14 protein-coding genes are annotated in these 13,326 nt (G+C 48.0%); all 14 read left to right on the top strand.

The features are described 5' to 3' along the window. Positions 1 to 129 precede the first annotated feature (129 nt). Positions 130 to 336 carry a helix-turn-helix transcriptional regulator gene (locus ACK1LH_RS18260; RefSeq protein WP_029566726.1) on the top strand — a complete coding sequence of 69 codons (207 nt, stop codon included), beginning with the start codon at positions 130 to 132 and terminating at the stop codon, positions 334 to 336. Next, the gene (locus ACK1LH_RS18255; RefSeq protein ID WP_051827382.1) at positions 336 to 656 is read left to right on the top strand and encodes a hypothetical protein; all 321 of its coding nucleotides are present in this window, start codon (positions 336 to 338) and stop codon (positions 654 to 656) included. Before ACK1LH_RS18260 ends, ACK1LH_RS18255 begins: the two co-directional genes overlap by 1 nt. A gap of 85 nt (positions 657 to 741) precedes the next feature. After that, on the top strand, positions 742 to 1,188 hold the full coding sequence (gene hutP, locus ACK1LH_RS18250) for a hut operon transcriptional regulator HutP (RefSeq protein WP_029284403.1): 447 nt from the start codon (positions 742 to 744) through the stop codon (positions 1,186 to 1,188). A 118-nt stretch (positions 1,189 to 1,306) separates the two neighbouring features. After that, the gene (gene hutH, locus ACK1LH_RS18245; protein ID WP_051827381.1) at positions 1,307 to 2,839 is read left to right on the top strand and encodes a histidine ammonia-lyase; all 1,533 of its coding nucleotides are present in this window, start codon (positions 1,307 to 1,309) and stop codon (positions 2,837 to 2,839) included. Next, the gene (hutU, locus tag ACK1LH_RS18240; protein WP_411333849.1) at positions 2,836 to 4,488 is read left to right on the top strand and encodes a urocanate hydratase; all 1,653 of its coding nucleotides are present in this window, start codon (positions 2,836 to 2,838) and stop codon (positions 4,486 to 4,488) included. The genes hutH and hutU overlap by 4 nt, the downstream gene beginning before the upstream one ends. Before the next feature lie 11 nt (positions 4,489 to 4,499). Then, positions 4,500 to 5,783 carry an imidazolonepropionase gene (gene hutI, locus ACK1LH_RS18235; RefSeq protein WP_411333848.1) on the top strand — a complete coding sequence of 428 codons (1,284 nt, stop codon included), beginning with the start codon at positions 4,500 to 4,502 and terminating at the stop codon, positions 5,781 to 5,783. Next, a complete protein-coding gene (gene hutG, locus ACK1LH_RS18230; protein WP_029566723.1) occupies positions 5,755 to 6,699 on the top strand; it encodes a formimidoylglutamase in 945 nt (314 codons plus the stop codon). Before hutI ends, hutG begins: the two co-directional genes overlap by 29 nt. Before the next feature lie 59 nt (positions 6,700 to 6,758). Then, entirely contained in the window at positions 6,759 to 7,388 is a 630-nt protein-coding gene (locus tag ACK1LH_RS18225) for a nitrite reductase (protein ID WP_411333846.1), read from the top strand. A 667-nt stretch (positions 7,389 to 8,055) separates the two neighbouring features. Next, a complete protein-coding gene (locus ACK1LH_RS18220; RefSeq protein WP_411333845.1) occupies positions 8,056 to 8,961 on the top strand; it encodes an efflux RND transporter periplasmic adaptor subunit in 906 nt (301 codons plus the stop codon). Continuing rightward, positions 8,962 to 9,648: an ABC transporter ATP-binding protein gene (locus ACK1LH_RS18215; RefSeq protein WP_411333844.1), complete on the top strand. Its 687-nt coding sequence runs from the start codon at positions 8,962 to 8,964 to the stop codon at positions 9,646 to 9,648. Then, complete coding sequence (locus tag ACK1LH_RS18210; RefSeq protein ID WP_411333843.1) at positions 9,645 to 10,817, top strand: ABC transporter permease; 1,173 nt, start codon at positions 9,645 to 9,647, stop codon at positions 10,815 to 10,817. Before ACK1LH_RS18215 ends, ACK1LH_RS18210 begins: the two co-directional genes overlap by 4 nt. A 13-nt stretch (positions 10,818 to 10,830) precedes the next feature. Beyond that, positions 10,831 to 11,262: a hypothetical protein gene (locus tag ACK1LH_RS18205; protein ID WP_282035290.1), complete on the top strand. Its 432-nt coding sequence runs from the start codon at positions 10,831 to 10,833 to the stop codon at positions 11,260 to 11,262. 16 nt (positions 11,263 to 11,278) lie between these two features. Beyond that, positions 11,279 to 11,959 carry a response regulator transcription factor gene (locus tag ACK1LH_RS18200; RefSeq protein WP_282035291.1) on the top strand — a complete coding sequence of 227 codons (681 nt, stop codon included), beginning with the start codon at positions 11,279 to 11,281 and terminating at the stop codon, positions 11,957 to 11,959. A gap of 5 nt (positions 11,960 to 11,964) precedes the next feature. Next, a complete protein-coding gene (locus ACK1LH_RS18195) occupies positions 11,965 to 13,311 on the top strand; it encodes an ATP-binding protein (protein ID WP_411335123.1) in 1,347 nt (448 codons plus the stop codon). Positions 13,312 to 13,326 lie beyond the last annotated feature (15 nt).

The raw sequence follows: 13,326 nt of genomic DNA, 5'->3' as shown, positions 1-13,326 counted from the left end.
CAAGAATGGAAAGCAAGAAGAGGGGCGTATGCTTCTCTTCTTTTTTTCTGTTGAGCTGGAAAAAAGATTTACTTTTTATTCCATGTAAAGTAAACTTAACGTAAAGGAAGCTTTACAAGGTGGATGAACATGAAGAACAGAATCAGGGAAATGCGCTCAGAAAAAGGAATGACTCAGGAACAGCTTTCGGTTCAGGTTGGTGTTTCAAGACAATCGATTATTGCGATTGAATCCGGCAAGTACAATCCGTCTTTGGAACTTGCGTTTAAGATTGCAAACTCGTTTACGTGCAGAATTGAAGAGATTTTTATTTTTGAGGATGGGGGAGAGGTTTGATGGAATCAGCTGGGGCTTTTATCGGGGTATACGGGGGAATGGCAGCGGGTCTGGTTGCCTGGTGGCTTGGTCTTTATTTTGCGAAGAAAAAAAGAGGTGTAGATGAAGTGTTTCATTTCATCGAACAGAAATCACGGTCGATCGCATGGATCTTTACGATGGTTGCCATCTATTTTTTCTTTACCCTTCTGCTTTTCGGAGTGGATTTGAGTCCTGCGATGATGCTGTCTTTGCTCCTATTTGTTCATCTGGGCAGCTGGGCGATCACAAAAGTCATTCTTTCGGTCCGTTTCAGCAGCACTGGATCAGACATCAATTAACCCCTTGACACTTTTCTCATTCAATCATAAACTAACGATAGACACTAGTTTATCAGAAAATTCAGTACGAAGTGAGAAATGACTTATGAGCATACAGCCAGATCACCGTATCGGAAAAAATGCCATGCAGCTTGTTCTGCTTGAAGAAGAGGAGCATCTGTACGGCGAAAAGCTGAAAGAACAGGGATTTCAATTTTGCTTGGGCAAGACAGGATCAATGGAGACGCAGAAAGTAGTGGCGGCCATTGAAACGGCAGCGAAGCGTTCTGGCGTGATTTCGCCCGACGGATACCGGGAAACGCATGCTTTGTACCATGCGATTATGGAAGCGCTTCATGGTGTGACGCGCGGCCAGGTTCAGCTTGGAAGCGTGCTCAGGACAGTCGGTCTCAGGTTTGCGGTTGTCAGAGGCAAACCGTACGAGGCAGAAACAGAAGGCGAATGGATTGCGATTGCATTGTACGGAACCATCGGTGCGCCGGTGAAAGGCTCCGAGCATGAGGCAATGGGGCTTGGAATTAACCACATATAAGATGCGCCCATAGTTATGAGATAGCAGGGGGCTGTATCAGTAGAAAACACGTTTTGAGTGTTTCTATTGGTATGGCCTCCTTTTTGTTTGTCATTTTTCTATAAAAAGGAGAAGCGGGATGATTGAATTAACGGGACATTCCTTAACAATTGAAGCGGCCAGAAAGATTATCTATGACAAAGAAGCAGTGCATATCCCCCAGCATGTATGGGGAAAAGTCGAGAAAAGCAGGAAAGCGGTTGACGCCATTGTGGCGCAGAAAAAAGTTGTGTACGGCATAAACACGGGATTCGGAAAATTCAGTGATGTACTGATTGATGCCGAGCATGTGGAAGAATTGCAGATCAACCTGATCAGAAGCCATGCGTGCGGTGTCGGGGATCCATTTCCCGAAGAAGTATCAAGAGGCATGCTGCTTCTCAGGCTCAATGCACTTCTGAAGGGTTTTTCAGGTGTACGCAAAGAAGTGCTGGAGCTGCTTGCCGAGCTGCTGAATAAGAGGATTCACCCTGTTGTGCCGCAGCAGGGATCACTCGGTGCAAGCGGGGATCTTGCTCCGCTTTCCCACATGGCTCTTGTCCTTGCGGGAGAAGGGGAGGTCCTTTATCAGGGGAAGCAAATGGAGACTGCTGAAGCTTTTCATACAGCAGGCTTGGAACCTGTCACTCTTCAGGCAAAAGAGGGCCTCGCTCTCATTAACGGCACACAGGCCATGACGGCGATGGGGCTTGTCAATTACATCGAAGCAGAATCGGTTGCGCTTCAGGCGGATTACATTGCGTCCATGACACTGGAAGGATTAAGAGGAATCATTGATGCATTCGATGAAGACATTCACCTTGCCAGGGGCTATAAGGAGCAGACAGAGGTGGCTGAGCGTATTAGAGGCATCTTAAACGGCAGCTATCTCGTGACGCATCAAGGCGAGCTCAGGGTGCAGGATGCCTACTCGCTCAGGTGCATTCCCCAGGTACACGGAGCAAGTCTTCAGGTGCTGTCATATGTAAAAGAAAAGCTGGAAATTGAAATGAATGCCGCGACAGATAATCCGCTCATTTTTGATGAAGGCAGAAAAGTGCTATCCGGCGGCAATTTCCATGGACAGCCGATTGCGTTTGCGATGGACTTTTTAAAAGTGGGAATGGCGGAGCTTGCTAATATTTCAGAGCGGAGAATCGAGCGCCTCGTCAATCCGCAGCTGAATGACCTCCCGCCTTTCTTAAGTCCGATGCCGGGTCTTCAGTCCGGTGCCATGATCATGCAGTACTGCGCGGCGTCTCTTGTTTCTGAAAATAAAACACTCGCCCACCCGGCAAGCGTTGATTCTATTCCGTCATCGGCGAATCAGGAGGACCACGTGAGCATGGGAACCATTGCTTCAAGGCATGCCCATCAGATTATCCAGAACGTGCGAAGGGTGCTTGCGATTGAACTCATTTGCGCCATGGAAGCGGCGGCTTACAGGGGAATTGAAAAAATGGCGGAGACAACGAGACGCTTTTATTTTCACGGCCGGAATGCTGTCCCTGCCATCACGAAGGACCGGGTGTTCTCAAAAGATATCGAGGCGGCGGCAGCCCTTCTGAAAAAAACAAATATGAAGCGGTTTGAAAAAAATCATAACGACACAAAGGGGGAATTTGTATCATGACATTGAAATTTACGGGGGCAAAACGGGGAACAGAGCTTGAATGTAAAGGATGGGAGCAGGAAGCGGCACTTCGGATGCTGATGAATAACCTTGATCCTGAGGTAGCGGAAAAGCCGGAAGACTTAATTGTCTACGGCGGGATTGGAAAAGCGGCGAGAAACAAGGAGGCGCTTGACGGCATTATCCGCTCGCTGAAATCACTCGAAGGAGATGAGACACTGCTTATTCAGTCAGGAAAGCCTGTCGGGATTTTTAAAACACATGAGCATGCTCCGCGCGTTCTGCTTTCAAACTCTGTTCTTGTCCCTAAATGGGCAGACTGGGAGAACTTCCATGAGCTTGATCAAAAAGGGCTGACGATGTACGGGCAGATGACAGCAGGCAGCTGGATTTATATCGGCACGCAGGGCATCCTCCAGGGAACATACGAAACCTTTTCTGCTGTAGCGAAAGAGCATTTCGGCGGAAGCCTGAAAGGGACGATCACGCTGACGGCTGGACTTGGGGGCATGGGAGGAGCGCAGCCGCTCGCTGTGACAATGAACGGCGGCGTAGTCATTGCGGCAGATTCGGATCAAAGCAGAATTGAGAAAAGGCTTGAAACCAAGTACTGCGACAGGCTCACACATTCATTCGACGAAGCGGTGCAGTGGGCGGAAGAAGCAAAGGCAGAAGGCCGCCCGCTTTCGATTGGCCTTGTGGCAAATGCCGTGGATGTGCTTCAGGAAGTGCTCGCAAGAAAAATCAAAATTGACGTTCTGACCGACCAGACCTCTGCCCATGACCCGCTGAACGGCTATTTTCCTCATGGAATGACGGTAGATGAGGCGCTGCAGCTGAAACAGGACCATCCAGACCTTTATGTTCAAAAATCAAAAGCATCGATGGCGGAGCATGTCCGCTGCATGATTGAACTGCAAAAGCGGGGAACGATCGTTTTCGACTACGGCAACAACATCCGCCAAGTGGCGAAAGATGAGGGAGTGGAAGATGCTTTTGCCTTCCCGGGATTTGTTCCTGCCTATATCCGGCCGCTTTTCTGCGAGGGGAAGGGTCCGTTCAGATGGGCGGCTCTATCAGGAGATCCGGCTGACATCCACCGCACGGATGAGCTCATTAAAGAGCTGTTCCCGGAAAACGAAGCCCTGCTTCGCTGGATTGACATGGCTCATGAACACGTTGCTTTTCAGGGGCTGCCTGCCCGGATTTGCTGGCTTGGCTACGGAGAGCGTGTGAAGATGGGCCTCGCCATCAACGAACTGGTCCGAACAGGAGAGCTGAAGGCTCCGGTTGTCATCGGCCGTGATCACCTTGACTGCGGCTCTGTCGCCTCGCCGAACCGGGAGACAGAAGCGATGAAGGACGGCAGCGACGCCATCGGAGACTGGGCCGTATTGAACGCGCTCGTAAACACATCTGCAGGGGCGAGCTGGGTTTCCTTCCATCACGGCGGAGGAGTCGGCATGGGATATTCCCTCCACTCAGGCATGGTCGTGGTGGCGGACGGGACGGAAACTGCAAAGAAAAAGCTTGAACGCGTGCTCGTTTCAGATCCGGGCATGGGCATCATCCGCCATGCAGATGCCGGCTACGCGGAAGCCCAGGATTTTGCAAAAGAACACAATGTCCGCATCCCGATGCAGGAATAGGAGGAGGTATTATGCAATACGACTTAATACTTGAGAATATTGGCCAGCTCCTGACGATGGATTATGGAAAAGAAGGACCGCTCTGCGGAAAAGAAATGGATCAGCTCATTGTTCTTGAAAACATGTCCATAGCCATAAAGGACGGCAAGGTTGCAGAGATTGCAGCAACATCCTCGGCTGCGGACTGGGAGGCGGACAAACAGATTGACTGCGGCGGCCGCCTTGTCACTCCCGGTCTCATCGACCCGCATACCCATCTTGTCTTTGCGGGATCAAGGGAACATGAGATGGGCCTCAAGCAGCAGGGGGTGCCATACCTTGAAATCCTGAAGCGGGGCGGGGGGATTCTTTCGACCGTGGAAAAAACAAGAGCCGCAACCGAAGCGGATCTCTATAAAAAAGCAGCCGGGCACTTGAATGAAATGCTGTCATACGGAACGACAACGGTTGAAGCAAAAAGCGGGTACGGACTTGAAGCGGGTGCTGAGCTTAAACAGCTGAGAACGGCGAAAAAATTAAACGCGGAACATCCTGTAGACGTCGTTTCCACCTTTCTCGGCGCCCATGCCATTCCTGCAGAACGCAGGAATCAGCCAGAAGTGTTCTTAGACGAAATGCTTCAGCTGCTTGATGTCATTGAAAAAGAAGACCTTGCCCGGTTTGTTGATATCTTTTGCGAAACAGGCGTGTTCACAATCGAACAGTCCCGTGCCTTTTTGACAAAGGCTAAACAGAGGGGATTCGGGCTTAAGATCCATGCAGACGAGATTGACCCGTTAGGCGGGGCTGAGCTTGCCGCAGAGCTCGGCGCTGTCAGTGCAGAGCATCTGGTAGGCGCATCAGAAGCAGGCATTAAGCGTCTTGCAGAGACCGGCGTCATCGCCTGTCTTCTTCCGGGAACCTCTTTTTACCTGAACAAACCGGATCATGCCAAGGCAAGGAAGATGCTTGATGAGGGCGTCGCTGTGACCCTTGCAACGGACTTTAATCCCGGCAGCTGTCCGACTGAAAACCTGCAGCTGATCATGTCATTTGCTACCGTTATGTACAAAATGACAGTGAAGGAGATCTGGAATGCGGTCACGGTAAATGCCGCCCATGCCATTGGTCTCGGCGGACAGAGAGGCGTGATTGCCCCGATGCAGCAGGCGGACCTTGTCATCTGGAACGCAGACAACTATGAATACATTCCGTACCATTTTGGTGTGAACCATGTTGGGACCGTTATTAAAAAAGGCGCTGTCGTGTATGAAAAGGGGGACTGTCATGAGCGGGCTTCCCTATCTTTCACATGAGGCTGGTTTTACAGACAGAGGCATAACAAAGGCCGGAAAGCTGCTTGGAAATTGGAAAGAGGGAGACGCTTCAGGCATCGGCCTGATCGGAGTCCCCCTGTCAAAACCGTCAATCAGCCACTCGGGAGCATCCTTTGCCCCGCAGACAATCAGGAAAATGATGAACTCTTTTACCACATATTCCATTCAGGATGACATGGATATCCAGCCAATCACAGATTTCGGGGACATCACCATGCATGTGACAGACCTGTCAGATTCAATCAGACGAATCGAAGAAACAGCAGCAGGCATCCTGAACAGGCACACTGACATTCTTCCAATCTTCCTTGGCGGCGATCATTCTGTCACGGCCCCTCTTTTTAAAAGTTTTAAAGAGGCAAGGGGCAAAGCGGGGATCATCCAGTTTGATGCCCATCACGATCTCCGGAACCTTGAAGATGGCGGCCCTTCAAACGGAACGCCATTCAGGCAGCTGATTGAAAAGGGCGTACTTGAAGGTAAGCATCTTCACCAAATCGGAATCCGCAATTTCTCCAATGGAAAAGCCTACACGGATTACGGAAAACAGCATGGCGTCCACATTTATACCATGCAGGATGTCTATGAAACCGGCATTCTGACAATCTTGGAGACAGCCGTTCACGAACTGCTCAAAGAAACAGACCAGATTTACGTTTCTCTAGACATGGATGTCATGGACCAGGCGTTTGCTCCAGGGTGTCCGGCTATTGGCCCCGGTGGAATGGATGCAAGGATGCTGATTGAAGCCATGCGTTTTCTTGGAGAAACGCCGCAGGTTAAAGCCCTTGATATCGTAGAGATTGATCCGGCCGTCGACTTCAGGGATATGACGAGCAGGCTTGCCGCCCATGCCATTTTAACGTTTCTGTCAGGGTATCAAACCCGGAAATAGCTGTTCACACTTTTCTGACAGAAAGGTATACTTAAAAGAAAACGGGGAGTGTGCAGCTGTTGATCATAGAAGAAAAAACCGTTAAATTGGCGGTGAATGGAGGCATCGGCTTCGGGGCCAAATTGACCGCCAAGCAGCTTTTGGCGCTTGCCGCCTACATGGAAGAGGACAAGGAACTTGAGCTCACAACCTTTCAGCAGCTCTATCTCGACATTCCTGAAAGCAAGCTGGAAGAAGCCAAAACAGCCTTTCAGCTCTGCGGACTGCAGTGGTATCCCGTCGGGAACTTTGTCAAAAGCCTGCGAACCTGCAACTTCTGCAAAGGCGCTGAAGAAGAAGGGATGCCCACCGCCATTGAACTGAACGAAAGAATACAGGGAAAACCGGTTCCGTTTCCGCTCAAAGCAGCCTACACCGGATGCCCTAATGCCTGCGGTGAGCCTCTCGTCAACGACATCGGCGTGATAAAAATGAAAGATTCCTATGACCTGTACATCGGCGGCAGGGCTAAAGGCATGAATGCCCAGACCGGAACGCTGCTGTTTGAAGGACTCACACCCGCGCAGCTGTACTCTGCAGTTGAGAAGATCATTGACATTTACGCGGCGAACGGAAAAAAGCGGGAGTACTTTGCAAAGTTCTTGAAACGGTACGGGGTGGAGAAGCTGAGAGGGGAAGTTTTGGTTTAGACTCTCTCAAACTTTTCGCACCGTTTTGGGCCGTAAATAAAATACAGTTGAAGCCAATCCATCAGGGTTGGTCTTTTTTGTGCGGGAAGAATTGGAAGATTGAAGAGTGCCGCCACTTTCTGTGTAAAGGTTCTCCCATATGTGGCGCCATTCTCATAGTGCCGCCACTTTTCATGTGAAAACTTCCACGTTTGTGGCGCCATTCCGCATAGTGCCGCCACTCTTCATGTGAAAGCATCCATGTTTGTGGCGTCATTCCCCGTAGTGCTGCCACTTTTCATGTGAAAGCATCCATGTTTGTGGCGTCATTCCCCGTAGTGCTGCCACTTTACATGTGAAAGCATCCATGTTTGTGGCGTCATTCCCCGTAGTGCTGCCACTTTTCATGTGAAGTTTCTAGGCTTGTGGCGTCATTCTCCGTAGTGCCGCCACTTTTCATGTGAAAGCATCCATGTTTGTGGCGCCATTCCGCATAGTGCCGCCACTTTCCGTGCAAAGACTTCCCCATTTGTGGCACCATTTTCCCCATGGTGCTACCACTTTCCCGGTGTAGGCTCCCCCATTTGTAGCACCACCCCCAAAATCAATCTACTCCCTTAACGGAAGTTCATAATCAGTTCATAAATCTCATGTACTTTTATCTCATCACATATTGGAGGGATCAAACATGAGTGCAAAAAAGAAGAAAAAGAAAACCAAGCTGGTTATCGGAATTGTGATTGGATTTGTTGTTGCAGGCGCAGCAGCAGCTCCTCTCTTTATGCCGAAGGGTCAGGCTGTCTATAAAGAAGTCAGCGCAGAGAATGGCGATCTATCATCCTATTACACATTCTCCGGAACAGTTGAAGCAAAGGACCGCAAGATTGTCAGAAGTGAAACAGCCATGCAAGTAGAGGAGATCAAAGTGGAAGAAGGGGATGCAGTAAAGAAGGATGATGTTCTCATAGAAACAGCGGCAGGTGAAGAAATAAAAGCACCTATTGATGGAGAAATCTCAGCTGTCACAGCGGAGGAGAACGCTCAGGTTATGGCGGGAGCAGAACTGCTGGAAATTGTGAATTATTCAGATTTGCAGACAAGCATGAAAGTGGATGAGTACGATTTGAAGAGTGTGAAAGAAGACAAAGAGGTAAATGTCATGATTTCAGCTCTTGATCAAGAAGTGAAGGGGGTTATTTCCTCCATCTCCAAAGAGGCAGCAAATGAAAATGGCGTGGCCTATTTTACGGCTGTTATTGACCTTGAGGAAAATGAAGACATTCGTGCCGGAATGAGTGCTGAAGCTAAAATCCTGAATGAACAGGCGGCGGATGTGCCATCATTGCCGATGGATGCTGTGCAGTTTGACAGCAATGACAATCCATATGTCCTTGTACCGGTAAAAGATGGCCAGCCAAAAAGAAAATACATTAAAACCGGGATCAATGACGGTGTGCATGTTGAAGTGAAAGAGGGGCTCGCGATCGGAGAAACAGTTGTGATTCCGTCAGAGGAGCAGCCCGCGGCACCAGGCGGCTTTATGCTTCCAAGACCTGAGGGAATGGGTCCTTCCGGCTCGCAGGGGGGACAATAAATGAGTGAATCTGTTTTACGTTTAAAGGATATTTATAAATCCTATCTGATGGGAGAAGATGAGCAGACGGTTTTAAAGTCCGTTAATCTCGACATTAAAAAGGGTGAATTTGTGTCCGTGCTCGGACCATCCGGTTCAGGCAAATCAACGCTGATGAATATCATCGGGCTTCTCGATGAACCGACATCCGGCAACTACTCTTTATCCGGAAATAAGGTTGACCATTTAGATGAACGTGAACTTGCCGCCGTCAGGAATAAAGAGATTGGTTTTATCTTTCAGCAGTTTCAGCTTCTTCAAAAACTGACGGCTCTGCAAAATACAGAGCTGCCGCTTATCTATACAGGAATGCCTGCAAAGGAACGAAGGAAGCGTGCAGAAGAGATGCTTACCCGGCTTGGTCTTGCAGAAAAAATGCAAAACCGTCCAAGCCAGCTTTCCGGAGGCCAGCAGCAAAGGGTGGCGATTGCAAGAGCTTTAGTGACAGAACCTTCTATTCTGCTTGCGGACGAACCAACTGGAGCGCTCGATCAAAAGACAGGCCAGCAAATTATGAGCCTGTTCCGTGAGCTGCATGAGGAAGGAAAGACGATTATCATGATTACTCATGATCTGGAGGTAGCCAAAAACGGCAGCCGGATCGTCCGCATTTTGGACGGGGAGCTTGGGGAGGTGACACACTCATGATGCTTGAAAACATCAAAATGTCCTGGATGAACATTGCTCATAATAAAATGCGCTCGTTCCTCACCATTTTAGGCATTGTCATCGGGGTAGCATCCATTATTGCCCTTATAACCATTGTTAAAGGAGCTACAGGAGAAGTAACAGAGCAGATGTCCTCTCTCGGCGCGGATAAAGTGACTGTACAGGTGCAGGGGACTCCCTTAAAGCAAGGTTTGCTTGAAAGTGACATAGGAGAGCTTGAAAAAATAGAGCATGTGACGGGTGTTTCTCCTACACTGAGCGGGAAAACGTCAATCGCATATTCAAAGAACGTTATGGAAGACATCTCGATCCAGGGGAAAAATCAGGTGCACTTTCGAAAAAATGAAGATCTTGTTGAAGAAGGAAGAGCCATCAATAAGCTGGATATTGAGAATAAAAACCGTGTTGTCCTAATCGGCTCAGGAATTGAAAAAGAGCTGTTTTGGGGGAAGGATCCTGTCGGTGAAAACATCCAGATAGCAGGCGTGAATTTTCAGGTCATCGGAACGCTGAAGGAATCAGACAGCTACTCAAATGATTCAACCAATGAAACGGTTGTCATGCCGTATACAACAGCCATGGGCTTTCTTCAAACGGGTTCTGTTTCAAAAGCCGATATCTACATGGATGACCCCAAAAATTCAGATGAAGTGACAAGCGGCGTGGAAAAGGTCATGAATCAGGCATTTAACTATAAAAATGAAGGCTACTCCATCATAAATATGGGAGATATGATTTCTTCTATTAATGACATAACCGATATGATGACTCTTATGCTCGGCGGAATAGCTTCTATCTCACTTGTCGTCGGCGGAATCGGGATCATGAACATGATGCTTGTTTCAGTAACGGAGAGGACGGCTGAAATCGGCCTCAGAAAAGCGCTTGGAGCAGAACCTAAACGCATTCAGCAGCAATTCTTATTTGAATCTGTCTTTCTTTCCCTATTTGGAGGACTGATTGGTTTGGTGACAGGAGTTGCCATTGCCTTTGTGGTATGCAGCATCATGGGAACAAGTTTTGCGCTCTCTGCTTCTACCATCCTGCTTGCAATCGGTTTCTCGGCGGCTATTGGAATCTTGTTCGGATTTGCACCGGCTAGAAAGGCTTCTCAGCTGCATCCTATTGATGCGCTCAGAAGCAATTAATGGGGGGAGAATAATGCTAAAATCAAAATGGTTTTTTATCAGTTTAATTGGACTGTCAATCACGGTCATGATCCTGACTGCACTGCCACTTTTCCTGAACCCGCCTGATGAAGGCGGCGCTTTCAAGCCTCGAGGTCTTCCACCAATGAACGAGATGCCTGCAGGAGGGATGCCCGGTGCAGGTTTGCCTGAAAACATGGATATGTTTAAGGTACAGCAGTTTATAGAGGAAGTGAAAAAAAACGGAGGACTGACCCCCGAGCTAAAACAGCAGGCAGAAGAAATGGGGTTACCGAATCAAATCCTTCAGATGATGGGTACCGCAGGACCGCCCAAAACATTGAACAATGTATCTGTAGGCGCTATGATAATGGGAACAATTGTATTAGCATTTAGTACGTACCGGCTTTATAAGCTGAGAAGATCAAACAGTCAGGAAACGTGAAATAGGCGGTGGAACCATGGCAACGATATTGGTTACAGAAGACGATGCAAACATAAGGCGGCTGATAAAAGATCACCTTGTAAACTCAGGGTATCGTGTACTTGAAGCAAGTGACGGCGATGAGGCTCTGAGGGTTATGGAACATCATCACATCGATTTATTAATTACCGATGTCATGATGCCGGCAACTGACGGTCTGGAACTGACAAGTGATTTGCGGGAGTCCGGGTATGAATTCCCCATCTTGATCATTACTGCTCTAGAAACAGTTGAAGACAAAAGAAAAGGTTTCTTTGCAGGCGGTGATGATTACATGGTCAAACCGGTCGATATGGAGGAGATGCTTTTGAGAGTCACGGCTCTTTTGCGGAGGGCGAAAATCACTTCTTCTAATCTCCTTGAAATAGGAAGCACGGTGCTGAACCAGGATCAGATGACAGTCACATCGGGCGATGTTGTGATTGGATTGACATCAAAAGAATTTAAGCTCCTCTATAAGCTTTTGTCTAACCCTAAAAAGATCTTTACCCGGCAGCAGCTCATGGATGAAATTTGGGGATATGATGTTCAAAGTATTGAACGTACTGTCGATGTCCATATAAAGCGCCTCCGGGAAAAGCTTGCGGCTGTAAAGGAATTTGAAATCGTTACTGTGTGGGGACTGGGGTATAAAGCAGAGAAAAGAGGCCATTCGTGAAAGCGATGCTGAACTCCATTTATGTCAGGTTTGTCCTTCTTTTTATCGGCATTCTTATTGCTTCTGCTTTGCTGGCACTTAGCGTTGTTACGGCATTTCAATTAGATGACCTGAAGAATATCGTGAAAGAGCAGCTCGAAGACCGAATCACAGCTGTCACTTCACTTGTTGCTGAAAAGGATATCCCTCTTCATGAGGCCATTCAGTACATCAGCAGCCCGGACATGAATATTCAGGTGTTTGTAAACAGGGAAGAACTCTTACAAGCAGGACAATATTTGTCTCTGGAAAGTGAGCTTGAGAAGCTTGAGGAGGAAAGTAGCGTTACGAGTGAGCTGGACAGCCGGCCTCCGCTGCCTGTTACAGCTGCAATCATTGACGGACAGTATGTGACCGTACATCCTGATGTGGATAACAACCTAATCGTCCGTTTCCAAAGGACGGCCCGGACGGTTCTTCTTACAGCGATTCTATTGGGCTCTCTTCTGATTCTGTTTGCGGTTTCCATGGTCGTAAAGCCTATAAAATCTTTATCTAAAGCATCCGTCGAAGTGGCAAAGGGGAATTTCGAAATACACATCCGCGAAAAAGGGAAAGATGAAATCAGTGACCTCGTTAAAAACTTTAATCTCATGATAAAAGAATTGAAGGCAAATGAGTATCTTCATAAAGAATTTGTATCATCAGTGTCCCATGAATTTAAAACACCTCTTTCCTCTATCCATGGCTTTGGCAAACTGCTGAAAAAGAAGGACTTGTCATTAAAGGAGAGGGAAGAATATACAGACATCGTGATTGAAGAAAGCGAACGGCTGTCAAACCTGTCAGCAAATCTTCTCAGGCTGTCAAAGCTTGAACACCAGGCCATTCAGTATAAACAAAGCACGTTTGACCTTGATGAACAGATCCGCAGAGTGATTCTGCTTCTCCAGAATCAGTGGGAAAAAAAGGACCTTCATCTGGTTATTACACTTGATAAGGCAGTATTTACAGGGGACGAGGAACTCCTGCAGCAAGTATGGCTGAACCTCTTGATCAACGCCATAAAATTCACATCTGATCAGGGAACGATAGAAATCGTGCTTCGCTCAAACGCTGACCACATATCTTTCTCCATCGCTGACAACGGAATCGGCATGTCAGAAAGCGATCAAAAACGCATTTTTGAGAGGTTTTACAAAGCTGACAAATCACGTACCAAAACAGGAACTGGACTTGGGTTATCCATCGTTAAAAAAATTGTTGATATCCATGGCGGGAAAATAACTGTGGAAAGTGAACTTGGCAGGGGAAGTGTTTTTTATGTAGAGCTTCCTTCTCAAGATCATCAAAAACCGGGAATACTGGCATAACAGTATTCCCGGTTT

The organism is Metabacillus indicus, from assembly GCF_046603695.1.
Taxonomy (GTDB): domain Bacteria; phylum Bacillota; class Bacilli; order Bacillales; family Bacillaceae; genus Bacillus_P; species Bacillus_P indicus.
The sequence above is the reverse complement of the archived record's forward strand: the minus strand, read 5'-3'. Positions and strand labels throughout refer to the sequence as shown.